General features: G+C 70.2%; 21 protein-coding genes, 2 tRNA genes and 2 pseudogenes. 12 read left to right on the top strand and 13 right to left on the bottom strand.

Annotation, left to right across the window (positions count from 1 at the left end; all coding sequences use genetic code 11):
• Positions 1-43 precede the first annotated feature (43 nt).
• Together ACY0PA_RS17320 and ACY0PA_RS17315 are read left to right on the top strand one after the other, a co-directional pair.
• Entirely contained in the window at positions 44-1,270 is a 1,227-nt protein-coding gene (locus ACY0PA_RS17320; RefSeq protein ID WP_473085467.1) for an ROK family transcriptional regulator, read from the top strand.
• Positions 1,271-1,408: 138 nt separating this feature from the next.
• Entirely contained in the window at positions 1,409-2,422 is a 1,014-nt protein-coding gene (locus tag ACY0PA_RS17315) for a hypothetical protein (protein ID WP_473085466.1), read from the top strand.
• 276 nt (positions 2,423-2,698) lie between these two features.
• Here the strand turns inward: ACY0PA_RS17315 and ACY0PA_RS17310 are convergent, their stop codons facing one another.
• Positions 2,699-3,478, bottom strand: a complete 780-nt coding sequence (locus tag ACY0PA_RS17310; protein ID WP_473085465.1) for an HAD-IIA family hydrolase — start codon at positions 3,476-3,478, stop codon at positions 2,699-2,701.
• 288 nt (positions 3,479-3,766) lie between these two features.
• Here ACY0PA_RS17310 and ACY0PA_RS17305 point away from each other — a divergent pair.
• The 4 genes and pseudogenes from ACY0PA_RS17305 to ACY0PA_RS17290 all read left to right on the top strand — a co-directional run.
• Positions 3,767-3,868: pseudogene (locus tag ACY0PA_RS17305) on the top strand (TIGR01457 family HAD-type hydrolase); the annotation flags it as partial.
• Positions 3,869-3,966: 98 nt separating this feature from the next.
• Positions 3,967-4,530: a hypothetical protein gene (locus ACY0PA_RS17300; protein WP_473085464.1), complete on the top strand. Its 564-nt coding sequence runs from the start codon at positions 3,967-3,969 to the stop codon at positions 4,528-4,530.
• A gap of 13 nt (positions 4,531-4,543) precedes the next feature.
• Positions 4,544-5,230, top strand: a complete 687-nt coding sequence (locus tag ACY0PA_RS17295; protein ID WP_473085463.1) for a class F sortase — start codon at positions 4,544-4,546, stop codon at positions 5,228-5,230.
• A 431-nt stretch (positions 5,231-5,661) separates the two neighbouring features.
• Positions 5,662-6,708: a glycoside hydrolase family 6 protein gene (locus ACY0PA_RS17290; RefSeq protein ID WP_473085462.1), complete on the top strand. Its 1,047-nt coding sequence runs from the start codon at positions 5,662-5,664 to the stop codon at positions 6,706-6,708.
• Between the two features lie 78 nt (positions 6,709-6,786).
• Here the strand turns inward: ACY0PA_RS17290 and glxA are convergent, their stop codons facing one another.
• The 4 genes from glxA to ACY0PA_RS17270 form a co-directional block, all read right to left on the bottom strand.
• The gene (gene glxA / locus ACY0PA_RS17285; protein WP_473085461.1) at positions 6,787-8,724 is read right to left on the bottom strand and encodes a radical copper oxidase GlxA; all 1,938 of its coding nucleotides are present in this window, start codon (positions 8,722-8,724) and stop codon (positions 6,787-6,789) included.
• On the bottom strand, positions 8,721-10,673 hold the full coding sequence (locus ACY0PA_RS17280; protein ID WP_473085460.1) for a glycosyltransferase family 2 protein: 1,953 nt from the start codon (positions 10,671-10,673) through the stop codon (positions 8,721-8,723). The genes glxA and ACY0PA_RS17280 overlap by 4 nt, the downstream gene beginning before the upstream one ends.
• Positions 10,674-11,374: 701 nt before the next feature.
• A complete protein-coding gene (locus ACY0PA_RS17275) occupies positions 11,375-12,085 on the bottom strand; it encodes a FadR/GntR family transcriptional regulator (protein ID WP_473085459.1) in 711 nt (236 codons plus the stop codon).
• A gap of 452 nt (positions 12,086-12,537) precedes the next feature.
• Positions 12,538-12,611: transfer RNA gene (locus tag ACY0PA_RS17270), tRNA-Lys, on the bottom strand.
• Between the two features lie 186 nt (positions 12,612-12,797).
• Between ACY0PA_RS17270 and ACY0PA_RS17265 the strand changes: the two genes are divergently transcribed.
• From ACY0PA_RS17265 to ACY0PA_RS17245, 5 genes are all read left to right on the top strand, one after another.
• Complete coding sequence (locus tag ACY0PA_RS17265) at positions 12,798-14,117, top strand: peptidoglycan-binding protein (protein ID WP_473085458.1); 1,320 nt, start codon at positions 12,798-12,800, stop codon at positions 14,115-14,117.
• Between the two features lie 156 nt (positions 14,118-14,273).
• Positions 14,274-15,518, top strand: a complete 1,245-nt coding sequence (locus ACY0PA_RS17260; protein WP_473085457.1) for an SPFH domain-containing protein — start codon at positions 14,274-14,276, stop codon at positions 15,516-15,518.
• Between the two features lie 11 nt (positions 15,519-15,529).
• Complete coding sequence (locus ACY0PA_RS17255) at positions 15,530-16,189, top strand: nucleoside/nucleotide kinase family protein (RefSeq protein WP_473085456.1); 660 nt, start codon at positions 15,530-15,532, stop codon at positions 16,187-16,189.
• A 79-nt stretch (positions 16,190-16,268) separates the two neighbouring features.
• Entirely contained in the window at positions 16,269-16,865 is a 597-nt protein-coding gene (locus tag ACY0PA_RS17250; protein WP_356273198.1) for a lytic polysaccharide monooxygenase auxiliary activity family 9 protein, read from the top strand.
• A 145-nt stretch (positions 16,866-17,010) separates the two neighbouring features.
• The gene (locus ACY0PA_RS17245; protein ID WP_473085455.1) at positions 17,011-18,678 is read left to right on the top strand and encodes a long-chain-fatty-acid--CoA ligase; all 1,668 of its coding nucleotides are present in this window, start codon (positions 17,011-17,013) and stop codon (positions 18,676-18,678) included.
• A 311-nt stretch (positions 18,679-18,989) separates the two neighbouring features.
• On the opposite strand, the gene ACY0PA_RS17240 is transcribed toward ACY0PA_RS17245, so the two are convergent.
• The 6 genes from ACY0PA_RS17240 to ehuB form a co-directional block, all read right to left on the bottom strand.
• A tRNA-Lys gene (locus tag ACY0PA_RS17240) sits at positions 18,990-19,063 on the bottom strand.
• 62 nt (positions 19,064-19,125) lie between these two features.
• The gene (locus ACY0PA_RS17235) at positions 19,126-19,884 is read right to left on the bottom strand and encodes an IclR family transcriptional regulator (protein WP_473085454.1); all 759 of its coding nucleotides are present in this window, start codon (positions 19,882-19,884) and stop codon (positions 19,126-19,128) included.
• A 196-nt stretch (positions 19,885-20,080) separates the two neighbouring features.
• Positions 20,081-20,851 carry an ectoine/hydroxyectoine ABC transporter ATP-binding protein EhuA gene (gene ehuA / locus ACY0PA_RS17230; RefSeq protein WP_473086345.1) on the bottom strand — a complete coding sequence of 257 codons (771 nt, stop codon included), beginning with the start codon at positions 20,849-20,851 and terminating at the stop codon, positions 20,081-20,083.
• A gap of 34 nt (positions 20,852-20,885) precedes the next feature.
• Positions 20,886-21,503 carry an ectoine/hydroxyectoine ABC transporter permease subunit EhuD gene (gene ehuD / locus ACY0PA_RS17225; RefSeq protein ID WP_473086344.1) on the bottom strand — a complete coding sequence of 206 codons (618 nt, stop codon included), beginning with the start codon at positions 21,501-21,503 and terminating at the stop codon, positions 20,886-20,888.
• Positions 21,504-21,550: 47 nt separating this feature from the next.
• Positions 21,551-22,297: an ectoine/hydroxyectoine ABC transporter permease subunit EhuC gene (gene ehuC, locus ACY0PA_RS17220; RefSeq protein ID WP_473085453.1), complete on the bottom strand. Its 747-nt coding sequence runs from the start codon at positions 22,295-22,297 to the stop codon at positions 21,551-21,553.
• Positions 22,294-23,211, bottom strand: coding sequence for an ectoine/hydroxyectoine ABC transporter substrate-binding protein EhuB (ehuB, locus tag ACY0PA_RS17215; RefSeq protein WP_473085452.1), 918 nt, complete (start codon positions 23,209-23,211; stop codon positions 22,294-22,296). The genes ehuC and ehuB overlap by 4 nt, the downstream gene beginning before the upstream one ends.
• A 109-nt stretch (positions 23,212-23,320) precedes the next feature.
• On the opposite strand from ehuB, the pseudogene ACY0PA_RS17210 reads away from it, so the two are divergent.
• Positions 23,321-23,657, top strand: a pseudogene (locus ACY0PA_RS17210) (DUF3830 family protein); the annotation flags it as partial.
• 9 nt (positions 23,658-23,666) lie between these two features.
• Here ACY0PA_RS17210 and ACY0PA_RS17205 read toward each other — a convergent pair.
• Together ACY0PA_RS17205 and ACY0PA_RS17200 are read right to left on the bottom strand one after the other, a co-directional pair.
• Complete coding sequence (locus tag ACY0PA_RS17205; protein WP_473085451.1) at positions 23,667-25,070, bottom strand: amidase; 1,404 nt, start codon at positions 25,068-25,070, stop codon at positions 23,667-23,669.
• 72 nt (positions 25,071-25,142) lie between these two features.
• Entirely contained in the window at positions 25,143-26,030 is an 888-nt protein-coding gene (locus tag ACY0PA_RS17200) for a D-2-hydroxyacid dehydrogenase (protein WP_473086343.1), read from the bottom strand.
• Between the last annotated feature and the right edge of the window lie 135 nt (positions 26,031-26,165).

The raw sequence follows: 26,165 nt of genomic DNA, 5'->3' as shown, positions 1-26,165 counted from the left end.
GCAACGGTGTTGCCAAAGTGCAAGCGGAAGGGACAATGGGGGAGTGAACAGGGCTAACTCCGGGGTCAATCTGACGGTGCTGCGAGGCCACAACGCCGCACTCGTACTCGATCTGCTGCGCACGGCGGGCGACGAGGGCATCAGCAGGCTCGAACTGGCCGAGCGCACGGGCCTCACGCCGCAGGGCGTCAGCAAGATCACGGCGCGGCTCCGGGAGCAGGGCCTGGTGACGGACACCGGCCGCCGCGCCTCGACGGGCGGCAAGCCGCGCACCGTCCTGCGCCTCGTGCCGGACGCGGGGCACGCGGTCGGACTCCACCTGGACCGCGACGAACTGACGGCGGTCCTGGTCGACCTCGCGGGCACGGTCGTCGCCGAACGCCGCGCCCCGCTGGCCTTCGGCGCGGGCGGCGACGCGGTGGTGGAGGCGGCGGCGAGCGAGGTGGAGGCGCTGCTCACGGACGCGGGAGCGGGAGCGGATGCGGGAGCGGGCGCCGGGGGCGCGGATGACCGAGACCCGGACCACCCCCACGCGCAGGACCCGGTACCCCCGGAACCCCCCACCCCCCGCGTCCTCGGCGTGGGTGTCGCGCTGCCCGGGCCCCTCGACCACTCCTCCGGCGTGCTGCACCGCGTCACCGGGTTCCCCGAGTGGGACGGGTTCCCGCTGCGGGACGCGCTCGCGGAGCGGCTCGGGCTTCCCGTGGTCGTGGACAAGGACACCAACGCGGCCGCGCTCGGCCTCGCGCTCGCCGGGTGCGGCGACTCGTTCGCGTACCTCCACCTCGGTACGGGGCTCGGCGCCGGACTCGTCCTGGGCGGCACGCCGTATCGCGGGCCGCACACGGGAGCGGGCGAATTCGGCCACCAGGTGATCCAGCTGGACGGCCCGCTCTGCGGCTGCGGCAACCGCGGCTGCATCGAGGCGCTGTGCCTCGCGGCGGTCGCGGCCGGATCCTTCGACGAGGCCGCGCGCGTGCTCGGCGAGGGCGCGGCGAACATGGTCGGCCTCCTCGACATCGGCCTCGTCCTGCTCGGCGGGCGCACGGTCGCAGCCGCCGAGGAGCGCTTCGTCGAAGGGGTACGGGCGGTGCTCGGCGAGCGGGCGCGGCGCGGCGGCACGCTCGAGGTCCCGGTCCTGCGCGCGCCCGGCGCCGCGACCGCGGTGGTCGAGGGCGCCGCCCAGCTGGTCCTCGCGCCCCTGTACGGCCGGGCGCACGGTCACTTCCCGGCCCACCGGATGACGGACATTCCCAGTCAACCGGAATGAAAGAAATCTGAGCTGATCGAGCGGAATCGCTCGGGCATCGGGCCGAACGGGGCCCTGCTGGTCCGGCGCGGGGCGCGTCGCGCGTGACACGGTCGCCACGGCAGTACTCTTCCCGCCCCGCGATCACAAAGGCTCCTCATGCGACCGCGTATCCCGCTCGCCGTCACTGCCGTGGCCCTGATCTCCGTGGTGACCGGCGGCCCCGCCCGCGCGGCCGACCCGGTCCCGGCCGGGTCCGCCCCGCTCGAGCCCACCTGCGCCGCCCAGTACCCCGCCGACTTCCCGATCCGCACCCGGATCCGCGGCGGCCCCACGACGTACCACCCCGGCGGCGGCTTCCGCACCTTGTCCCTCGACCTCACGAACAAGACCGATGCCGAGTGCGCCCGCATCCACCCCGTCCTCGTACTCATCGACAAGAAGCGGACGCTGACGACGCGGCAGATCCAGCTGGAGTTCTCCGACGGCAAGCGCCACCACCCCGTGCGCTTCGAGCGGACCGAGTGGGACGAGAACGTCGGCGTCTTCGACGACGGCTTCCCCGGCTTCCGGGTGGCCCCGGGCAAGACCGTCACCGTCAAGGCCCGGCTCACGTTCACCTCCGACGCCGAGCCGAACAGCGTCGTCGCCAACGCGGCCGTTGTGCAACGCCGGGACGACGACGGCGACTGGGTGGGGGAGTCGGGCGACTACCGGTTCACGCTCACCGACGACGAGGAGGGCGAGCCGCCCGGAAGGCGTCCCGGCAAGCGGCGCGACGAACCCGACGCCGGGGATGACGGCCTGCGCAAGCCCGGCCGCGACAGCGGCACCGCGAGCGCCCGCCCCACCGACGGGACCGGCCCCACGACCGCCCGCACGACCGGCCCCACGACCCGCCCCACTACCGGCCCCACCACGGGACCGTCGACCGGCAGCGACTCAGGCGCCGGCACCGATGCAGACACGGGCGCAGACAAAGGCGAAGACACCGGCATCGGCGCCGATCCCGACGGCCGCCCCCTCTCGCCCGATGAGCTCGCGCCGCCCGATGAGCTCGCGCGGACCGGGCCGCGTTCCCTGCGCGGTCTCGGCCTCGGGTCCGGTGCCCTGCTCATCGGTGGCGCGGCCCTCGTGGCGGGCTCCCGGCGGCTGCGCGCCGGCCGCGAGTGAGGGGCGGATTCCGGCCGCACCGCCCGCCGCGCGCACCGCACTCCCGGACCGCCCCCGGTCGACAAGGGCGAACTCCTGCGCAAGGACGTCAAGGCCACCGACGAGAACGCCATCGCCCTGTCCAAGGTGATGGACGGCGTCGATCTTCGAGCCCGACTGGAACGACATCGACAAGAACCTCCAGACGAACATGGAGGACTGGAAGTCGGCGACGGGCACTGACCCTTCACCGTCGTGCCCCGGCCACCCGGTCGCCCCGGGTGGCCGGGGCACTCGTCAGACGAGGTCGACGAGGTCCGCGATCGACTCGACCACCTTGGTGGGCCGGAAGGGGAAGCGGTCGAGATCGGCCTTGCTCGTGAGTCCGGTCAGAACGAGGTAGGTCGTCATTCCGGCTTCGAGTCCGGCCAGCACGTCGGTGTCCATACGGTCGCCGATCATCGCGCTGGACTCCGAGTGCGCACCGATGGCGTTGAGCCCCGTGCGCATCATCAGCGGATTGGGCTTGCCGACGAAATACGGCTCCTTGCCGGTCGCCTTGGTGATCAGAGCGGCCACCGACCCCGTGGCGGGGAGCACACCCTCCGTGGACGGGCCGGTGTTGTCCGGGTTGGTGGCGATGAAACGGGCACCGTTATTGATGAGGCGAATCGCCTTGGTGAGAGCCTCGAAGGAGTAAGTGCGGGTTTCCCCCAAGATTACGAAATCGGGGTCCGCGTCACTGAGGATGTAACCCGCTTCGTGCAGAGCGGTGGTGAGGCCGGCCTCACCGATCACGTAGGCCGTGCCGTTCGGCCGCTGGCTGTCGACGAATCTGGCGGTTGCCAGAGCGGACGTCCAGATGTTCTCTATCGGCACTTCGAGGCCGATGCGATTAAGTCGCGCATGCAGGTCGCGGGCCGTATAGATGGAGTTGTTCGTGAGGACGAGGAAGGGCTTGCCGGAATCGCGCAGCTTCTTGATGAAGGCGTCCGCCCCGGGGATCGGAACCCCCTCATGCATGAGGACCCCATCCATGTCGGTCAGCCACGACTTGATGGGCTTGGGCTCTGTCATGGGTGCGGACTCCTACCCTGTCGACCTGCGGGACGGCCATGTTATGCATGCGGCCGGGCGACGGCCCGTCAACCGATTCCCCTGTTCACGATGGACCGGTCAGCACTTCCATACGATCTCGATCAGATCAGGGCGAAACACCCCTCGCTGCGCCCCTCCCTTGCCTGCGGATTTGATGATCACTGGGGGGCCACGGACTCCCAGCTTCGCCCATTCGCGGTGGACGATGGCGGCCCGCTTGCCGAGAAGCACGTCCTTGTAGGCCTTCCTGACCAGCTCGGCTTCCCGCTCGTCGATACCGGGCTGACCGGCAGGGCCGACGTCGACCGTTATCCCTTCCGGCCTTCCGAGGTCGTCAATTCCATCGCTGACCTGGTCGAACTCGTCTGATCCCGCATCCCGGGGCGGCCTTTTCCGGCGGCCCCGGGATGCGGATCGGGCCTGCGCGCGTGACCCTTCCATACAGGAGGTTCACAATGCGTAGAGAGATGTTCGCTCTCCGTGCCATAGGGGCGGCAGCCGTTCTGGTGACACTGCCCGTCGCCGCCGCCCACGCGGAAGGCGGGGAATCCGACGGATCCACCGGTTCCATCACCGTCACCCCGTACGCCCCCGCCCCGGGGACCCAGGTCGACCTCAGGGTCTCCGGTTGCAAGGATTCCAAGGGCAAGGTCTACTCGGACGCCTTCGAGGCGCCCGGCGACCTCGTCCGGTCCGCGGATCAGCCCACCCTGACGACGCGGGCCCGCATCCGCTCGTCAGCGACGCCCGGGGTCTACGAGGCCAAGGTGACCTGCGACGGCGCCGGCGACAAGGTCAGGGGCAGCGTCCAGGTCCTGCAGCCGGGCCGGCCCACGCCGACACCCACCGCGGCCGTGCACGCGGGCGGCGGCGGGACCGCGCAGCTCACCGCGGCCCACACCGCCGAGATCACCGACAGTGTGCGCGGGGAGGGCCCCGGCACCCGGCACGCGGTGATCGGCCTGGTGCTCGCGGCGGTCGCGGCTGTGGCCGTGGCCTGCCGCAGCGTCCGCCGGCGCCGATCCGACTGAGCGGGGGCCGCTCATGTCTGACGGCGAACGACCTCATGGCAACGGGCGGCTCGTGACCGGAGTGGCCTGGGCCGTACTGCTGCTCGGCCTGTGGGTGTGGGGCCGCGAAGTCACCGACTTCCACGGCCTGTCCGCGCCGACGACCGGCGACGCGGCCGCAGTGGGACGGCCGCCCGGCATCGAACTGCCGCCCGCGCACAAGCCGATGTCGATGTCCGGCGCAAAGCCGCAGAGCATCGACGTCTCCGCACTGAAGATCAAGGCGCCGGTGACGGTCAGCGGTCTCGACGGGACCGGCGCGATAGACCCGCCGCCTTTCTCGGAGGCAGGTGTCGTCGGCTGGTACGGCGGAGGCGCGAAGCCGGGCGAGCGCGGCACGGCCCTGCTCGTCGGGCACGTCGACACGGACACCCGGCCCGCCGTTTTCTACCACCTCAGCTCGGCCAAGCCGGGCGACAAGGTGAGGGTCGGGCGGGACGACGGCTCCGTCGCCGAGTTCACCGTCGACGACGTGCAGGTCTTCAGCCGCGCACGGTTCGACGCGCAAAAGGCGTACGGGCAGCGGAAGTCCGACCGGGCCGAGCTGCGGCTGATCACGTGCGGCGGCTCCTTCGACCGGGCGTCGCACACCTACACCGCCAACGTGGTCGTGTCCGCGTACCTCACCGGAGTGGCCAACGCGCCCACGTCTGCGAGCTGAAACAACGACAACAACGACAACAACGACAACAACGCCGGCAACACCGACAGCGCCGACAACACCCACAGCGCTGACAACCTGGCCCGGCCGGTGACCCGCTCCCCCCGGGGAGCCGCCGGCCGGGCTGGTCCTCGACCGCGCGCGCTCGGGCTGCGGGAGTAACCCGGCGTCGGCGCGGGAGGCCGTGGGAGAGACCTGCCCTCTCCAAGAGGTGGTGACGGCGGGGGCTCGGGTCGCTCACGACGACTGTAGAGCGGATGGGCGACGTGGCCCAGAGGCTGTTTGACGCCAAGTCCGGATGTGCTCGCTCACCTGGTGAACACCGAACGCGGGGGCTGTAACAGGTAGTTGACGAACCCTGTCCGTCCTCGTGGTCGGGGCGGCCCGTATGCCAGGATTGAGAGTCGTACAGGGCACCCAAGGGGGAGTGGATGTACCGCAAGGACGCAGGCCGCGTACGCGGTGTCGGCGCCTGGGGGGTGAGGGCGGGAGCGGCGGCCGTGGGGGCGGCGCTGCTGGTGTCCGGTTGTTCCTCCGGGGACGGCGAGGACAAGAACGGCTCACCGTCACCCGTGAAACAGCAGCCGAAGGGATCCGACCCGTACTGGGTCAACCCGGACGGCAGCGCAGCCAAGCAGGTCGCCGCCTACGAGAAGTCCGGCAAGAAGGACGACGCCGAGCAGATCCGGAAGATAGCCGAGCAGCCGAGCGGCGAGTGGATCCTCCCGGAGAACGCGGAGGACCAGGCCCGGGGCTACACCGAGGCGGCCGACCAGGCCGACCGGGACGCCCTGCTCGTGCTCTACAACATCCCGCACCGCGACTGCGGCCAGTTCTCCAAGGGCGGCGCGGCCGACGGGAACCAGTACCGGGCGTTCATCGACAGTGTCGCCAAGGGCATCGGCGACCGGCACGCGACGGTGATCCTGGAGCCGGACGCCGTGCAGCACATGGTGGACAACTGCACGCCGGAGGAGTTCCACGAGGAGCGCTACGACCTCCTCAAGGGCGCCGTCGGCAAGCTCAAGTCACTGAAGAACACGACGGTTTACCTCGATGCGGGCAACGCGGGCTGGGGGAAGCCCGACCAGATCTTCCAGCCGCTCCAGCGGTCCGGCATCGACCAGGCCGACGGCTTCTCGGTCAACGTGTCGAACTTCTACACCACAGCGGACTCCGTGAAGTACGGCAAGGAGCTCTCGGGGAAGGTCGGCAACAAGCCGTTCGTCATCGACACCAGCCGCAACGGGAAGGGGCCCTACACGGGCGGCGACCCGGCCCAGCGCTGGTGCAATCCTCCCGGGAGGGCGCTGGGCGAGGAGCCCGGCACCAGGACGGGCGACCCTCTGGTCAAGGCGTACCTGTGGGTCAAGCGGCCCGGGGAGTCGGACGGCGACTGCAAGGGGGGTCCGAAGGCGGGGGCCTGGTGGCCGGAGTACGCCCTCGGTCTCGCCAAGGCCAGCAGGTGGAGCAAATAGAGCGAGTAGAGCGAGCTGGAGTGCCGTAGGGGGTGCGGGGCCACTGGCCCCACACCCCCTACGGCCTACGTGCTTGCACTACGGCACGTGCACCCACCGCGCCTTGCTCGGCGTGCCCTGATCATCCGTCACGAACAGCATGTACCAGCCCGACTCGACGAGGCTGCGGTCATTCGGGATGGTCACCGTGACGCTGTCCTTCGACTTCTTCAGGCCGAGGGCGATCGACGTCTGGTCGACGTCCGTGACGTGCGTGGATGCGCTCGGCCTGATCAGCCGGGCCGTCCTGATCGCCGGAGCGTGGTCCGACTTGTACGTCGCCGTGCCGCCGCGCGCGACGGTCTTCGTGCCGCCGCTGAGCGTCGGCCGCGAGTCCTGGTAGAGATACGGCGGCGTGTAGATCTCGATGCGCTGCTCGAAGACGCCGGGCTTGGTGTTCGCCTTGTCGGCGTAGAGCGAGTCCGAGCCGAAGAACATCACGCGGCCGTCGGGCAGCAGGATCGAGCCCGAGTGGTAGTTGCGGCCGACGAGCGGGTCGGCGACGCGCTTGAACGTGTTGGTCTTCACGTCGTACAGCCGCGCCTGGTGGATGTTCGAGTCGCCTCGGCCTCGGTAGTCCTCCGAGCCGCCGGACACCAGGACCGTGTCGTCGGGGAGCGTGGAGGACTGCGGGTAGCGCGTGCCCTTCTCCAGCTCGGGACCGTCGACGAACTTCGGGTCCTTGGCCTTCAGGTCGACGATCCGCGTCCTGCGGCTCGACTCCTTGGACTCGCCGACCCCGCCGCCGCCGACCACCATGTAGCGCTGGTCCTGTGCGGGCGGTAGTTCCACCGTGCCGGCGGTCTCCATCAGCTTCGGGTCGCTCAGCCCGGGGATCTTCCGGAACTTGTTGGTCTCGAGGTCCCAGATGCCGGGCGTGCGGCCGACGTTGTCGGGCCCGTAGCCCGCGTTGGCGCCCGAGTAGAAGATCTTCCCGTCCTCCATCTGGAAGAGGGCCGGGTAGGTCGGGAACTGGCGGATCCCCTTGGTGTACGTCCACTTCTTGGTCTTCGGGTCGTACGTCTCGTTCTTGCCGGGGACGAGCTGGCCGATGTCGTCGAGCCCGGAGACCGAGAGGACCTTGCCGTCCGAGAGCGTCGTCAGCGTCGGGTACCAGCGCGCCTCGTTCATCGGGTCGACCTTGATGTACTTCTCGGCGACCGGGTCGAACTCGTAGCTGTCCCTGATCCCCTGGAAGTCCTTCTTGTCGAGGGCGAGCTTCTGCGCGATGCCGTAGACGTTGCGTGCGTCGGCGCCCTTGAGGCCCTGCACGCGGTAGTTGTCCTGCGTGCCCGTCTCGTACTTCGTGCCGCTCTTCTGCGCCTCGACGTAGACCCGGCGGATGCCCGGGTCGTTGCGCAGGAACTTGCCCGTCTTGGGGTCGAAGACCTTCTTCGCCCGCTCGATGGTGATGTTCTCGCTGGTGACGAAGGTCTTGCCGTTCTCCTTGCCGGTGAACCTGGACCCCTTTGGGATCGTCTTCGGCTCGTCCGGGTCCTCGTTGTGGACGATCATCAGACCGCCGGCCTTGGTGACGTCGCCCTTGAGCTTCTCGTAGTTCTTGGTGCCGCCGGCGATGAGCAGATTGCCGTTGGCCAGCTGCGTGTGGCCCGTGCAGAACAGGTCGCTGGGCGTGGGGATCTTCTTGATCGTCCCCTTCACCGGGTCCCACAGCCGGGTGTCGAACTTCTTCGCGTCGAAGTTGTCCTGGTTGTTCCCGGAGCCGGCCACGAGCAGGATCTTGCCCGTGTGCAGCAGGGCGGCGTGGATGGTGTTCTGCCGGTACTCCTTGGGGAACTCGACGATGTCCCACTTGCCGTTCTCGGCCTTGTACTCGGGCTTGTTGATCTTGTACTCGTGGTACTTCGCCGACCCGAACCGGTAGACCCACGGCCCGTTCATCCCGGCAAGCGCTAGCACCACCACCGAGCCGATGGCTATGCGTCGGGCACGGCGGCGGCTGGCACCGTCTTTCACTTGTTACGTCCCCCCAGGGAAATCTGCATGGTCTGGTCGTTGCTCCCGTCGGCGGCCCAGGTGGGCTTCTGCTGCGGCACGGCGTGCGGCTGCGCGGCATGCGCGCCGGCCTGCTGAGCCGGCTGCGGCGGCCCGGACGCTCCGGCGGCGGGCGGCTTCGGCTTCTTCCCGTCCTGGCGCAGCATGTACCGCCAGGCGAACATCGGCAGTGCCGTGATCAGCAGGGCGAAGCAGGCCCAGGTGATCATCGCCGGGTGTGAGTGGCCGTACACGAAGCCGGCGGCGATCGACCCGGCGAAGACGAGAATGAAGTACCAGTGGTACCGGAACGTCCCGAACCAGCGGTCGGGGCTGGCCGAGTCGCCCTTCGGTGTGACGACGAACTTGCTCTTGCGGCGCAGGACCGCGTCGAACAGCGCCTTCGCGTACAGCGGTGCGGACAGCGCGGACATCACCATGCCGGCCACACCGCCGGAGCCCTCGGGCTCGTGCGGTGAGACGTTGTGCCGGCGGTTCCAGATGTAGAGGCCGATCTGCAGCGCCGACGCGTTGCCGTACAGCATCAGCCAGACCGTCGGGTCGATGTTCACACCCGAGGCGCCGAGGCCCAGGAACAGGGCGCAGCTCAGCGCCGCCAGGATCCAGTTGAGGGCCGACATCGGGTAGAAGATGATCATCATCGTGTAGTTGAAGAGCTTGCTCGGCGGGAGCGAGTACCAGCCCTTCCAGTACTGCTTGAGGATCGTCTCGTACGTGCCGCGCGACCAGCGCATCTGCTGGGTGAAGAAGTCCGTCCAGGCGCTCGGGCCCTCACCGACGGCGAGCACGTCCGGGGTGTAGACGGAACGCCACTTCCTGCCGGTGGCCGGGTTCTTGGCGCGGTGGATCTCGAAGCCGGTCGCCATGTCCTCGGTGATCGAGTCGTACAGACCGCCGATCTGCTTGAGGGTCCTGATCCGTACGGCGTTCGACGTGCCGACGAACATGGGCGCGCCGTAGCGGTTGCCCGCGCGCTGGATCAGCGCGTGGAAGAGGAACTGCTGCGACTCGGCGGCCTTGGTGACGAAGTTGTCGTAGTTGCCGTACACCTGGGGGCCGATGACGAAGCCGACGTCCGGGTCGCGGAAGAAGCCGAGCATCCGCTCCAGGTAGTTGGGCAGCGGCACATGGTCGGTGTCGACGGAGGCGAAGTAGTCGTAGTCGTCGCCGTGCGCGTCCAGCCAGGCGTTGTAGTTGCCGTGCTTGGTCTTGGCGCGGTGCGGGCCCTTGGCCTGGTTCCACCGCGCGACGCCCTTGCGGGAGAAGTGGTGCACGCCGAGGCGCTCGCAGACCGCCTTCACCTCGGGGTCGTCGCCCTCGTCGAGGAGCCAGATGTGCAGCAGGCCCCGGTGGCGCAGCTTGACCGCCGCCTCCAGGGTCTTCGTGACCATCTCGATCGGCTCCTTGCCGGGCACGAACGAGGTCAGGAACGCGACTCTCGTGCCGGTCTCGGGCACCACCGGGATCGGGTCACGGGCGACGAGCGTGGCGTGCGCGTTCGACAGCACGTTCATGCAGCGGAAGAACTCGATCAGGCCGATCGACACCAGCATCACGACGTCGAGCGCGGGCAGGAAGTCGTACGCCGGGTAGTCCCGCTCCGTCCAGTGCTCGGGCTGGAGCAGCCAGAAGAGCAGTATGAGAGAGAGGAGCGGCGCGGCGCCCAGCATCAGCGCGGCCCGCAGCCGGTGCGGCTCCTGCGAGAGCAGCGAGCGGTACTGCACCTTGTACGGCTTGCCGGGTTCGGGCTGTGTCAGTGGCCCGGCCAGGCGGCTGTAATGCTCGTAGTCGTAGCGCGGCAGGGCCTTCTTGATGCGCCGGAAGCCGCCGGTCCGATGCGGCGGCACCCGTAGCTGGGTGGTCTGGGACGGGTCGAAGTCCTGCCGGGCGCCTGACGGCGTCGACGTCATGAGTCATTCCCCCCGCACGCGAGTCACCGCGTGGTCGTCGGTCATCCGTCCGGTTCGGTCCCCCTCGACCTTGCCGGACGTGTCAGTGGCAGGCCACCGTCCCCCGTCTAAGACTGAGACGACGGCCTTCCGGTTGCATGATGCCCCCCTCGGCATCGCTTCATGAACGGGGCCCCCACCCCTGAATCGAGCGCAACCGGCGCTGGCCGCGTGCCGGCCCCAACTGCCGTGTGCCGCCTGCCTCATCGGAGCCAACGGCTCCAGGACAGGGTTCTACGCACCTCATCATGATCGCAAGGGCGATAGGAAGCGAAACAAGCTGTTTACCGGTCATACGCACGATTTGGTGGGCCTGTTGGGGCGGATGGGGCCGCCGACCTCGCCCACCGGGCGCGCGCCGGGGGCTCAGGTGTTGCGCATCGGGCGCGCGCCGGAGCGTTCGCCGGGGGTGCCCGCGGGGCTGCTTGCCGGGGTACTCGCCGGGGTGCTCGGGCGCTGCTTGCCGGGGGTGCCCGTCGGGCTGCTTGCCGGGGTGCTCGGGCGCTGCTCGCGGGGGGTGCCCGTCGGGGTGCTTGCCGGGGTGCTCAGGTGTTGCTCGCCGGGGGTGCCCGTCGGGGTGCTCAGGTGTCGCTCGCGGGGCGCTGGCCGAGGTGCTCGGGTGCTGCTCGCCGGGGGTGCCCCTCGACTGCTCGCCGGGGTGCTCAGGTGTTGCTCGCGGGGCGCTCGCCGGGGGTGTTCGCCGGGGTGCTCAGCCGGGCGCGGATGTCGCCGAAGTGCTCCCTTATGGCGCGCTCCGCCCGCAGCGGGTCGCCGGAGCGCACCGCGTCGACGATCTCGCGGTGCTGGAGTCCGGTGACCTTCGGGTCGTGCGGGATGGCGACGAGGTCGGTGCGCACGCGGTGGAAGGCGTCCCAGAACGCCTCCATGACCTCGCCGAGCAGCGGGTTCCCGAGGCCGCGGTAGAGCGTTGCGTGGAAGGCGCGGTCGGTGCCCGGGCTCACGGCGCCGTCGGCTGCGGCCTCGGTGTCCATGCGGTCGACGAGGGCGTCCAGTTCGGCGAGGTCGGCGTCGGGGACGCGGCCGGCGAGGCGCGCGATGAGGCCGGTCTCGACGGCCTCGCGCAGTTCGAGGAGCTGGAGCAGGCTGTCCTCGCCGCGGTAGTGCCCGGCGACGGTGCGGAAGGTGAGCCCCTCGATCATGGGGGCCATGGACATCGGCCCGACGTACGTGCCGAAGCCGTGCCGGATCTCCACGATGCCCATCGCCTGGAGAGCCTTGAGCGCCTCGCGCACGGAGTTCCGGCTGACGCCGAGGAGCTCCATCAACTCGGGCTCGGTGGGCAGGGAGGCACCGGAGGGAAGCCGCCGGTCGATGATGAGCTTTTTGATCCGCTCCTGGAGGTCGCGCGCCATGGCCCCCACGTTATCGGCAGGAACGGCGTCCGTACGCCCCCCGAACAGCAGAAAGACTCCCGCTTACGCGGAGGGGCCGGCGATGGCGGTAGCACCCCCCCCAGCCACACTCGCTGCGTCTGGGCCGGCCCGCAAATGGCGATTGCTGTGTCTGTGCGCCGCCAGGGACTCGAACCCCGGACCCGCTGATGCTGTGTCTTTCCGGGGGGTGACCCCCGGACCCCCAGCCGCCTTTGCTGTGTCGGGGCGGGTCGGCACACGGTGATGGCCCCCCACTTGCGTGGAGGGCCTTCACCGTGTCTGTGCGCCGCCAGGGACTCGAACCCCGGACCCGCTGATGCTGTGTCTTTCCGGGGGATGACCCCCGGACCCCCAGCCGCTTTCGCTGTGTCGGGGCGGGCCCGCACATGGCGATGGCCCCCCACTTGCGTGGAGGGCCTTCACCGTGTCTGTGCGCCGCCAGGGACTCGAACCCCGGACCCGCTGATTAAGAGTCAGCTGCTCTAACCAACTGAGCTAGCGGCGCCTGCTGACCTGGAGAACTCTACCTGAATCCCTGGGGTGCTCCGGACCGCCACGCCTGTCCGTATTGCCCTATTTGTCAGGTAAATACATCATTCGGACCGTCAACATGCGATATCACCGGAGAGTTGAGAGGCTTCCGTTTGTACTGATAGTTGGACATTTCATTCTGGAGTGTGAGGGGAATCGCATGGAAGCTCCGGTGTTCGAGGAATTCGATCCTGCGAGCGACTGTGACTGCCCGGGGTGCCTTCACTGGCGGCGTGCCGCCAGGAGCTCTCCGTCATCGCTGACGATCGGGCTCGGCGGCCACCCCGCCGCCCGCGGCGCCCGGCGCGCCCTCGTCCTCGCCGCCGCGGCCGGCACGGTCATCGGCGGCGCGCACACGGTGCCCGCCGTCGCGTCCGCCCACGGACCGGCCAGACCGGGGCTGCCGGCCTCGGACGAGTCCCCGACCCCGCAGGGCGGTTCGGGCCCGCTGCACGGACCGGCGGGCAGCCCGGCCGCGCCTCTGGGCCAGGGGACCGCGCTGCCGGCCACGACCCGCGCGGCGATCATCAACCGGGCCAAGCTCTGGATCGCCGCCAAGGTGCCGTACAGCATGGTCAAGTACTGGAGCGACGGCTACCGGCAGGACTGCTCCGGCTTCGTCTCCATGGTGTGGAAGCTCGGCAGCAACGAATGGACCGGGAGTCTCAACAAATTCGGGACGCGCATCACGCGCGAGCAGCTCCAGCCCGGCGACATGCTGCTCTTCCATAATCCGGCGGACCCTCAGAAGGGCTCGCACGTCGTCATCTTCGGCGGCTGGACCGACTACACGCACACCTACTACGTCGCGTACGAGCAGACGCCGCCCCGCACCCGCAAGCAGTCCACGCCCTATGCCTACTGGAGCAACTCGTCCCACTATGTGCCCTATCGCTACAAGGGGCTGAAGCAGGAGAAGGTGGCGGTCGGCGGTTCGCCGTCGACGGAGTTCCCGGGCGTCAAGTCGTTCGGTCCCGGGACGGACAGCGCGAACGTCACGCGGCTCGGGAAGATGCTCGTCGACCGGGGCGGCGGCCGGTTCTACAGGACCGGGCCCGGGCCGCGCTGGGGTGAGGCCGACCGGCTCGCCACGCAGGCGTTCCAGCGCGCGCAGGGCTGGACGGGCACGCAAGCCGACGGCCTGCCCGGCCCCAAGACCTGGGCCTATCTCGTCGGCGGCAAGGGCAAGGACATCCCGCCCACCACCGGCGCTTCCGGCTCCGGCTCCGCCGCGTCCAAGGTGCCGCCCTATCCCGGGCGCGGCACGTTCCGGCCGGGCGCGAGCAACGCATACGTCACCCAGCTCGGCAGGCAACTCGTGAAGAAGGGGTTCGGCAAGAACTACACGAAGGGCCCGGGGCCCCGCTGGGGTGAGGCCGACCGGCGGGGTGTCGAGGCGTTCCAGCGATCCCAGGGCTGGCGCGGCGGCGCGGCCGACGGCTACCCGGGGCCCGAGACCTGGCGACGGCTCTTCTCGTGATCGCCCACCGGCCGGCCGCCGGCGGGGCGTGAGGCCCCGCCGGCCGCACGCGGCCCCGGGGGTGTGCGGCGACTCGCCTCGCCGCACACCCCGAACCCTCCGGCCCCGCCAGGCCGGAGGTCATCGCGGATGTACGGATCCAGCACGGAGGCAAGGATGAGTACGACGACGGAGCGGCCGGAGGGACCCGAGCTGCCCGAGGAGGCCGACGGAGGTGATGCGCGTGACGGTCAAGGGGTGCTCGGAGGCTTCCGCGCCGCGGGTTTCGACGAGCCGGGAACCGAGACGTCCGGCGGCCACCCACCCCGGCTGATTCACAGCGAGTCCACCACGGAGATCCCGGTCCATCTGCTCTACCGGGACGGGTCCGAGACCGTCTCGCTGCCGCTGCCGCCGGCCATTGTCGAGCGCAGGCAGAGCAGCGGCGAGGAGCCGCGCGTACCGCGCCGGATGCCGCCGCGCGCGCCCTCGCGCCCGGAGCCGGTCGTCGACCCGGAGCTCGTCGAGCGCCCCGGGCGCACGCTGCCCGGAGTCCTCGGAGTCCTCGGCGGCCTCGCGGGCGCGGCGGGCGGTGCGGCGTCGCTGTGGTGGGGCGGGGTGCTGCCGCACATCGCGGCGCTGCCCGCTCCCGCGGGCGCGCAGCCCGGGCCCGTCCGGTGGGCGGCGGTCGCGGGCTTCACTCTCGCCCTGTTCGGGTTCGGCGGTCTCGCGCGTGGCCAGACCGGCGCGGCGTGGGTGCTCACCCTCTTCGGCCGCTACCGCGGAACCGTCCGCCGCACCGGCCTGTTGTGGGTGAACCCCCTGCACCTGCGCCGCCGTACCGACGTACGCCTGCGGCACTGGCGCAGTGAGGCGATGCCCGCGGTCGACGCGAACGGGGTCGCTCTGCGCGTCGTCGTCCTTGTCGTGTGGCGCATCAAGGACACCGCGCGCGCCGCGCTTGCCGTCGAGAGCCACCAGGAGTATCTGCGCGAGTGCGTGGAGGCCGCGATGGCGCGGGTGCTCTCGCAGTTCCCTGTCGACGCTCCCCCAGCTAACGCTGGGGGGACCCCCATCCACCAGGACGCCCCGACCCTGCGCGACGCCGAGGCCGTCGGCGACGCGCTCACCCGGCAGCTCGCCGCCGATGCAGCGCCCGTCGGCATCGAGGTGTTCTCGGCGCAGCCGACCAGGATCGAGTACGCGCCCGAGGTCGCCGCCGCGATGCAGCGCCGCCGGATCGCGGCGCTCGACGCGCAGCACCGCGACAGCGTGCTCACGTCCGTGGTCGACTCCGTCGAGGACACGGTGACGCGGCTGACGACGCGCGGTCTGATCGAGCTGGACGACTACGAACGCAAGGCGCTGGTCAAGGATCTGACGGTGGCCTTCTGCACCGGCCGGGGCGGCGACGGGTCGTAGAGTCCCTGCCCATGGGGATTTCGATACTGACGGCCGAAGCCTGGAAGCTCACCGCGTCGGGCCCGCGTGTCCTGCTGGGGATAGCGGGCCCGCCCGGCGCCGGGAAGTCCACGCTCGCCAGGGCCCTCGTGGAGCGGATCGGCGAGCGGGCCGCGTATCTGCCGCTCGACGGATTCCATCTGGCCAACGCCCAGTTGGAGCGCCTCGGGCTGACCGACCGCAAGGGCTCCGAGCCGAGCTTCGACGTGCGGGGCTACGTGGCGCTGCTGCGCCGGGTCCTCGACGACACCGCCGAGGACATCTACGTACCCGATTACGACCGCACGCTGCACGAGCCCGTCGCGGCGCGGCACGTGGTGTCGCCGGCGGCGCGGCTCGTCGTGACCGAGGGGAACTATCTGGCGTGCGACCTGCCGGGCTGGCGGGAGGCGCGGGAGCTGATGGCGCGGTGCTGGTATGTCGAGGCTCCGCCAAAGGTGCGTCAAGTCCGGCTTGTGGAGCGGCAGTTGGCGGGCGGGCGGGACGCGGACGGGGCCAGTGCGTGGGTGGCCGGAAATGACACGCCGAACGGCGAGCTGGTCGAGACCTCCCGGGGGAGATGCGACAGGATCCTCTCCACTATTGGTATGGACATGTCTTTTGATATGGACACGGTCAACTCCTGGCAATAATCTGGGGCCTGGTCTAGACCTGACTGGCGCTGTGCGCACGGCTCACCGGAACTCCCCCACGTTCTCCAGGAGCGGCAGCATGCGAAAAAAGATGTACGCGGCCCTGCTCGGCCTCACCACCGCCGGGGCCTTCGTGCTCTCGTCGGGCGGCGCGAGCAGCCACGGCTACACCGACCTCCCCATCAGCCGGCAGAAGCTCTGTGCCGACGGCACCGTCACCGGATGCGGCAACATCCAGTGGGAGCCGCAGAGCGTCGAGGGCCCCAAGGGCTTCCCGGCCGCCGGCCCCGCCGACGGGACGATCTGCTCCGCCAACCACGCAGAGTTCGGCGCCCTCAACGGCGCGAAAGCGCCCAATGGCACAGCCTGGCCGACGACCAAGGTCACCGCGGGGGCAAGTCAGACCTTCCGCTGGCAGTTCACCGCGCGGCACTCCACCACGGACTTCCGCTACTACATCACCAAGAACGGCTGGGACGACAGCAAGCCGCTGACCAGGGCCGACCTGGACACCGCGCCGTTCCTGACCGTGCCGTTCAGCGGGCAGCCCCCGGCCACGCTCTCGCACACCGGCACCCTGCCCTCCGGCAAGAGCGGCCACCACGTGATCCTCGCGGTGTGGACGATCGCGGACACGGCCAACGCGTTCTACGCGTGCTCGGACGTTCAGTTCTGAGCCTGTCCTGAGGCTCCCGGGGCCTTCGCGCGGGTGCGTTCCGTGCACGCCGTTCCGACCGGGGCGGCGTGCACGGAACGTGGTGTCGGGGGATCCGTCGCCAAGGTCTCCACTTCTGACGATGCGTCAATTATGGTGCCCGGTCATGGGTCCCATGAGGCGTACCGTCGCGGAACTCGTACAGGAGCGTTGGGGCGACCACCGCCCCGGACTGTGGTGCGAGGATCAGGTCCTCAGTCATCACGCGGTGGCCGCGGGCGCCGCCGCCCGGGCCGCGCTCCTCGCCGACCTGCTGCCCAGGGGAGCGGAGCCGCACATCGGCGTACTCCTCGACAACACCCCGGAGTTCCCGCTCTGGCTGAGCGCCGGGGCCCTCGCGGGTGCCGCCGTCGCCGGCGTCAACCCGACCCGGCGCGGCCCCGAACTCGCCCGCGACATCCTCCACACCGACTGCCGCGTCCTCGTCACCGAGCGGTCTCATCTGCCGCTGCTCGACGGGCTCCAACTCCCGGGCGTACGCATCCTGGTGACGGACTCCGACGCTTACGGTGAGCTGCTCGCGCCGTACGAGGGAGCCAAGCCCGACCCCGCGCGCGCCACACCCGAAACCCGCATGCTGCTCTACTTCACCTCCGGCTCCACGGGCGCGCCCAAGGCCGCGATCTGCTCGCAGGGGCGCCTTGCGGCGGCCGGACAGTCGCTCGTCGGCCAGTTCGGCGTGCGCCGCGACGACGTCCACTACATCTGCATGCCGCTGTTCCACGGCAACGCAGTGATCGCCGACTGGGCGCCGGCCGTCGCGGCGGGCGCGGGCGTGGCGCTGCGGCGCCGGTTCTCGGCGTCCCGCTTCCTGGACGACGTACGGGCGTACGGGGCCACGTACTTCACGTATGTCGGGCGGGCCGTGCAGTACATCCTGGCCACCGACGAGCGGCCCGACGACCGGGACAACCCGCTGCGGACGGGCTTCGGTACGGAGGCGGGGGCGGTGGACGCGGAGCGGTTCGCCGAGCGCTTCGGGGTGCGGCTCGTGGAGGGGTACGGGTCGTCCGAGGGCGGCGCCGCCATCCAGCGCTCGGCGGGGACACCGGCCGGGGCGATAGGGCGGGCGACACCGGGGGACGACCTGGCCGTCGTCGACGCGGCCACCCGTCGTCAGTGCCCGCCCGCGGAGTTCGACGCGGACGGACGTCTTCTCAACGGGGCTGCCGCGATAGGGGAGTTGGTCAACCGTGGCCGCACGTCCTTCGAGGGGTACTGGCGTAACGAGGACGCGCACGCACAGCGGGTACGGGACGGCTGGTACTGGACGGGGGATCTCTTCTACCGTGACCGCGAGGGGTTCCTGTACTTCGCGGGCCGCACCGACGACCGGCTCCGCGTCGACAGCGAGAACCTGGCGCCCGCGATGATCGAGAACATCCTCGCCCGGTACGAACACGCTGCCGCGGTCGCCGTGTACGGCGTGCCCGACCCGGTGGCCGGCGACCAGGTGATGGCGACGCTCGCCCTGCGCGGGACGGACCCGGCCGAACCCTTCGACCCGCTCGGCTTCGCCGAATTCCTGCTCTCCCAGGCCGACTTGGGGACGAAGATGGCGCCTCGCTTCGTGCGGATCGTGGGGCGGATGCCCGTCACCGCGACGAACAAGGTGCACCGGGTGGGGCTGCGCCGCGAGGGGTTCCGGTGCGCGGACCCCGTGTGGTGGCGGCCGCCGGGAGAGAGCGGGTACCGGCGCCTCACCGATGCCGACGTCACGGCGCTCTCGCAGGAGTACGCGGCACACGGGAGATCGGAGCTGCTGGACCGATGAGGCGTGTGCACCGGTGCTGGCGTACCTGAGGGCTTGAGGGGCGCCCACCCAGGGCGGGGGTGTGGGTGGCGGAGCCTCCCGCAACGCGCGGCGCAGCCGCGCAGAAACAACGTTGGCGAGACGGTTCGCGCTTTACGCGAACACGTCTCGCCAACGACAACGTGCGCCGCCAGGGACTCGAACCCCGGACCCGCTGATGCTGTGTCTTTCCGGGGGATGACCCCCGGACCCCCAGCCGCCTTCGCTGTGTCGGGGCGGGCCCGCATATGGCGATGGCCCCCCACTCGCGTGGAGGGCCATCACCGTGTCTGTGCGCCGCCAGGGACTCGAACCCCGGACCCGCTGATTAAGAGTCAGCTGCTCTAACCAACTGAGCTAGCGGCGCTTGCTGACTCGAAAATAATACCTGGTCCTGAGGGGTGCTCCTGACACATCCGGGGCCGGTGCCTAGAGCGCCAGGGAGAGCAGGACCGGGGCCGCTCCGCGGTTCAGCGTGTTTGCCGCGTGGTGCAGGCGGTGGGCGTGCTCGACGGGGAGCGAGAGGGCCAGTGCGCCCACTGAGGAGCCGGCCGTGAGCGGGACGGCGGCGCACACCGTGCCCACCGCGTACTCCTGGAGGTCGAGGACCGGCACCGTCGCCGGCTGGGCGTCGAGCTTGGAGAGCAGGACGCGCTCGTTCGTGATCGTGCGCGAGGTGAGGCGGGCCATCTTGTGGCGGGAGAGGTGGTCGCGCCGCCCGTTGAGGTCGAGCTGGCCGAGGAGGCTCTTGCCGATCGCGCTGGCGTGCGCCGCGGAGCGGAAGTCCACCCACTCGTTGACCGCCGGGGTCGTGGGGCCCTGGGCGAGCTGGGTGATGCGGATCTCGCCGTCCACGTACCGGCTGAGATAGACCGCCGCGCCCACCGTCTCGCGCAGCCGGTCGAGGGTGTGCTGGAGGCTCGCGGTGAGCGCGTCCTCGCGGCCCTGCGCCGAGCCGAGGCTGGTCAGCGTCTGGCCCGTGACATACGCGCCGTCGGAGGTCTGCTCCACGTACCCCTCGCGGCGCAGCATGCGCAGCAGCGGGGCGAGCCGGTCGGCGGGCAGTCCGGTCTCGTTGCTGAGCTCGGTGTCGGTGGCGCCGACGCCGCGTCGTGCAACGGTTTCGAGCACACGAAGGGCGTGCTGCACCGACTGGTGCTGCGCGATCGGCTCGTGCTTCAGCGCCACGGCATCCCCCTGCAAGGACCGGTTCCGGACAGCTGGCCTCGGTCCACGATAGCTGCCAAGGGGCCTTTGTGGGGCGCCTGTTGGCGACTTCGGTGGCGCGCTCCGGGCCTGTCAGCAGGAGCGCACCACCCTGGCATATGCCAAAGTCATGCCCCAGGTTCGGGACCTCGGACTTAGCGGACCTCACCGATCGTGGTCACAGAACCGCGCTGAGAAATTCCCGCGTCCGCTCGTGCTCCGGATCGCTGAAGATCTTCTCCGGCGGCCCCGACTCGATGACCCGGCCCGCGTCGAACATCAGGACCTGGTCCGAGATGTCCCGGGCGAAATTCATCTCGTGGGTCACGCAGAGCATCGTGATGTCCGTGGTGTGCGCGATGTCGCGCAGCACGTCCAGGACGCCGGCGACGAGCTCCGGGTCGAGCGCGGAGGTGACCTCGTCGAGGAGCAGTACCTGCGGGCGCATCGCGAGGGCGCGGGCGATGGCGACGCGCTGCTGCTGCCCGCCGGAGAGCTGCGTCGGGTACGCGTCGCAGCGGTCGCCGAGCCCGACCAGGTCGAGCAGCTCGCGGGCGCGCTGCTCCGCCTCGTCCTTGGAGAGGCCGAGCACCGTGACCGGCGCCTCCATGATGTTGCGCAGGACCTTCATGTTCGGGAAGAGGTTGAACTGCTGGAAGACCATCCCGATGTTCTTGCGGACCTCGCGGATGTGCTTCTCGCCGGCCGGCACGAGGGAGCCGTTCTTCGACTCGTGCGTGAGGTAGTCGCCGTTGACCTTGATCGTGCCCTCGTCGGGCTTGATCAGGGTCATCAGGAGCCGCAGGATCGTCGTCTTGCCGGAGCCGGACGGGCCGATCAGCGTGACGTGCTTGCCGGAGTCGACGGAGAAGTCGAGCTCGTCGAGGACGGTGTTCCCGCCGAAGCGCTTGACGACCTTGTCGAAGCGGATCAGCTCGCTGCCGTCCACCTTGGGGTTCGGCTGTTCGTTGGTGAGGTTCTGGTCAGCGGACAAGGCGTCGCTCCAGGGCTCGGAGGAGGAGGGAGGAGGGGTAGGCGATGACGACGAAGGCGACACCCACGACCGTGAGGGCCTCCGTGTACTGGAAGGTCTGGGCCGCTTCCAGGCGGGACCGCTGCAGCAGTTCGAGCACGCCGATCCCGGCGAGCAGCGGGGTGTCCTTCAGCATCGCGATCACGTAGTTGCCGAGCGCGGGGATCACGCGGCGGATCGCCTGCGGAAGGATCACCGCCGTCCACGTCCTGCCGTACGGCAGGCTCAGCGCCCGTGCCGCCTCCCACTGGCCGACGGGCACGGCCTCGATGCCCGCGCGGTAGACCTGCGCCGTGTACGTCGAGTAGTGCAGGCCGATGGCGACGATGCCGGTGGTCAGGGCGGAGAACTGGATGCCCCACTCCGGCAGCACGAAGTACAGGAAGAAGAGCTGCACGAGCAGCGGGGTGTTGCGGATGAACTCGGTGACGATGCCCACCGGCCAGCGCACGAAGCGCGTCGGGGCGCGGAAGGCGAGCGCCCAGACCAGGCCGACGCTGAAGGAGATCAGCGAGCCGAGGACGAGAGCCTGAAGCGTGACGAGCACGCCGTCCCAGAAGTGCGGCATGAAGTCGGCGACGGCCGACCAGTCCCAGGTGCCGGATGCGGTGGTGATCACGCGCCGCCACCTCCCGCGCTCGTGGGAACGGGTGCGGTCTCCGCCGTCTGACGGATGTTGAGCTTGCGCATGATGCCGATTCCCGGGTCGGGGCGCTGGCCGATGCCGGCCTTGGTCTTGCGCTCGAGCGCGCGCATCCCGCGCGTGAGCAGGAAGGCGATCACGAAGTAGATGACGAGGGTGATCGCGTAGATCTGCGCGCTCTCCTGGGTGGCGAGGCGCACCAGGTACGCGGCGAAGGAGACGTCACCGATGCCGAGCAGCGAGACCAGGGCGGTGCCCTTGAGGAGTTCGATCAGCAGGTTCGAGAACGGCGGGATCATCTCCGGCACTGCCTGCGGCAGCATGATCAGCCGCATCCGCTGCCAGGGGGTGAAGCTCAGTGCGACCCCCGCTTCGCGCTGGGCGGGCGTCACCGCGTTCAGCGCGCCGCGCACCACCTCGGCGCCGTACGCGCCGTAGGACAGGCCGAGCGCCAGGACCGCGGCCCACATCGGGACCAGGGACCAGCCGGCGAGCTGCGGCAGGACGAAGAAGATCCAGAACATCAGGATCAGCGCCGACGTGCCGCGGAAGACCTCGGTGTAGAAGCCCGCGACGAAGCGCACGATCCACAGCCTGTGGGTGCGGGCCATGCCCACACCGAAGGCGACGACGGTCGCGAGGGCCGCGCTGTACACGGTCAGCTGGATCGTGACCCAGATGCCCGGAAGGATCCAGTGTTCCCACAGTCCCGCTGTCATTTGCACAGCTCCTCTGCGGTCAGCTTCGTCATCTCGGCCTGGGTGAAGCCGAACGGCCGCATGATGCGGAAGAGTTCGCCGCTCGCCTTCATCTTGTGGATCTCCTTGTTGAAGGCGTCGCGCAGCTTCGTGTCGTTCGAACGGAACGTGAACCCGCCGCCGTCGACATGCTTCTTGCCTCCGACCAGGGGTGCGAACGGCTCGGTGTGCTCGGCCTTGCGGCTCTTCTTCGTCACCTCACGCGCGGTGAGTGCGGTGGCGGCGAACACGTCGATGCGCCCTGCCTCCACGGCGTTCAGGCCGGCGACCTGGTCCTGGAGGATGACGATGTCGCTCTCCTTGTAGCCCGCCTCGACCGCGAAGGCGATCTCCGCGTAGCCGGTGCCCGTGCCGAGCTTCGCCTTCGCCTTCACGCAGTCCGCGTAGTCGTGCAGGTCCTTCGGGTTGCCCTTGCGGACGATGAAGGAGTCCAGCATCTGGTACTCGGGGTCCGAGAAGATGACCTGCTGGCAGCGTTCCTTGTTGATGTACATCCCGGCCGACACCACGTCGAACTGCTGGGTCTGCAGGCCGGGTATCAGGGAGCTGAAGTCGGTGGCCACGGGCTGGACATGGCCGACACCGAGCCGTTTGAAGATGACCTTGGCGATTTCGACTGCCTCACCAGTGAACTTGCCGCGCTCGTCGATGTAGCCGTACGGCACCTCGCCCGCGATCCCGAGACGCACCGTGCCCTGCCCCTGGAGCCGGGCGAGGGTGTCGCCGTTGGGGACACGGCTGCAACCCGCGGCCCCGAGGGCGCCGGCCGCTCCGACCGCGGTGGCACCGATGAGCAGGGATCGTCGTCGTATGCCCTTTCTGTCGCTTTCTAGGCTTTGTGTTCCTTCTGTGACATTCCAAATAGGTGGAGCCATGGGCGCGCGGCTACCCGACCAGACACAACCTATGCGTATCAGTTCAAGCCCCTGATGCGCGCGGGGCGCCCTTGCCTCAGAGGGGAGCGTGGGGCGGAACATGGAGGGCATGGCCGACCGGTACATCGAACTCTCCCTCGCCAAGCGGGGAGTTCAGTGCACGGCAAAGCTGCTCGGCGAACCGCGCTCCGCTGACCTGTGCGACGGTGTGGGACGCGCTTCCACTGGGCTCCGACGCCTATCAAGCGAAATACGCACGCAATGAGATCTACGCCCTTTTCCCGGCATTCGCGGACCGGGAGCCACTCCTGGAGAATTCGACCATCACCCCCATTCCGGGGAACCTCTGCTCTTTCTCCTTTTCCGGTACGGAACTGGGGACCCAGGCATACGGCCATGAATCCGGCGCCGAGCTGGAGCCCGGCGCGGCCGTCGTCGACCTCGCCCCCTCGCCTTCAGGCGAGCGTAGGCGCCGGAACCCCGGCGACCCCCGCCTCGTACAAGCTGTGCGCGGCACGCAGGACCAGCGCGTCCGCGTGCCGCGCGCCCACGATCTGCAGCCCCACCGGCAGCCCGTCCGCGTCCACCCCCACCGGGACGGTCGCCGCGGGCTGCTGCGTCAGGTTGAACGGGTACGTGAACGGCGTCCACCCCGTCCAGCGCCGCAGCCCCGACCCCTTGGGCACCTCGGCGCCCGCCTCGAACGCCGTCAGCGGCAGCGTCGGCGTCACCAGCAGGTCGTACGTCGAGTGGAACCGGCCCATCCGCCGCCCGAGCTCGGCCCGCACGTCGACCGCCGCGAGATACGTGAGCGCGCTGTACCCGGACCCCTGCGCGCAGATCTCGCGCAGGCCCGGATCGAGCAGCGCGCGCTGCGCGGGCGAGAGGTTCTGTGTCACGCGCGCCGCCCCGCTGAACCACAGCGTGTGGAACGCCTCCACCGGGTCCGTGACGTCCGGATCGGCCTCCTCGACGTACGCCCCGAGCCCCGCGAGCCCCTCAACGGCCTTGCGGACCGCCGCCGCGACCGCGGGCCGCACCGCGACCTGCCCGCCGAACGCCGGTGAGAACGCGACGCGCAGTCCCCGCACCCCGCCGCTCAGCCCGTCGCGGAAACCGCCCTCCACCGGGCCGAGCTGCGACCAGTCACGCCAGTCCGCGCCGGTGATCACGTCCATCATCAGCGCCGCGTCGGCCACGTCCCGCGTCATCGGCCCGACGTGCGCGAGCGTCCCGAACGCGGACGCGGGATAGAGCGGCACCCGCCCGTACGTCGGCTTCAGACCGAAGATCCCGCAGAACGCCGCCGGGATCCGCACCGAGCCGCCGCCGTCCGTGCCGAGCGACAGCGGGCCCGCCCCGAGCGCCACCGCCGCCGCGCTGCCGCCGCTCGATCCGCCCGAGGTGCGCGAGAGGTCGTAGGGATTGCGGGTCACGCCGGACAGCGGCGAGTCCGTGACGCCCTTCCAGCCGAACTCCGGCGTCGTCGTACGGCCCACGAACACAGCGCCGTGCTCGCGCAGCCGCGCCACGGACGGCGCGTCCTCGTCCCACGCGCCCTCGGCCCGCACCGTGCGCGAACCGCGCAGCGTCGGCCCGCCGCGCATCAGCAGGATGTCCTTCACCGACACCGGGACCCCGTCCACCAGGCCCTGTGGCTCACCTCTGCGCCAGCGCTCCGCGCTCGCCCGCGCCTGCGCGAGGGCGGTCTCCGCGTCGAGCCGCACGAAGGCGTTGACCGCGGGATCCACCTCCTCGATGCGGCGCAGGACGGCCCGCGTGGCATCGACGGGGCTGAACCCGCCCTTGCGGTAGCCGTCGACGAGCGCTTGCGCGCTCAGCTCGGTGAGCTCGGTCATCCGCTCTCCTCAGGGTCGGTCGGGGAGTGCCGATCCGGGACCCTCGTGGATCAGTCCGTTCTGCCGGATCGGTCAGTGCCCGGGGACATACCCACGTTTCTTGTCGACCACGTTCGGAAGCGGATCCCCGGACGCCCATTTCTCGTAGAACTCCACGAACTGGCGCGACAGTTCGTCCCGCCAGCCGACCGTGTCGCCGCTCATGTGCGGCGAGACGATCAGGCCGGGCGCCGTCCACAGGGCGCTGTCGCGCGGCAGTGGCTCGTGCTCGAAGACGTCGAGCGCCGCGCCCGCGATCCACCGCTTGGCCAGCGCGTCCGCGAGATCGTCCTCGACCACGAGCTGTCCGCGGCCCACGTTGATGAAGCGAGCGGACGGCTGCATCATCCCGAAGAGCCGCGCGTCGAACATGCCGCGCGTGTCGTCGGTCAGCGGCGCCGCGCACACCACCCAGTCCGCGCGGGCCATCAGCCGCCCGAGGTCCGCCGGCCCGTGCACTCCGGCTCGCGCGGTGCGCCCGACCAGCGCCGTCGTGATCCCGAGCGCCTTCAGCGTCGCGACGATCGCCCGGCCGATCGGCCCTGAACCCACCACGCAGGCCCGGGTGCCCGAGACGCGCTGCGTCTCACGGTGGCGCCACTCGCGCTCACCCTGGAGAGCGAGGGTGCGCGGCAGGTCCTTCGCCATGGCCAGGACGAGCGCGCCCACGTATTCGGCGATCGGCTGGTCGAAGACGCCGCGCGCGTTCGTCACGACCGTGTCCGACGCGGCGAGCTCCGGGCACATCAGCCGGTCGACGCCCGCGCTCGCGGTGTGCACCCAGCGCGGGCGCGGTCCCTCGCCCGGCCAGGCGCGGCGCACCGCGTCGGACAGGAAGTCCCAGACCAGCAGCACGTCGGCCGAGGGGAGTTGAGCGGCGAGCGTCGACTCGTCGGCGTGCACGACGCGCGCCCGGCCCATGAGCCGGCCCAGGCGCGGCGGGGGGTCGTCGTCGAGCACCAGCAAAGTCACTTCAGACACGTTCGCTCCGGTCGTCGGGCCGCGCACTGGGGGGCATCGGGCCGGGAATCCGGCTGGTCGTCGGGCCGGTCATCG

The sequence above is a fragment of the Streptomyces sp. DS1-CR2 genome (genome assembly GCF_055760475.1).
The sequence above is the reverse complement of the archived record's forward strand: the minus strand, read 5'-3'. Positions and strand labels throughout refer to the sequence as shown.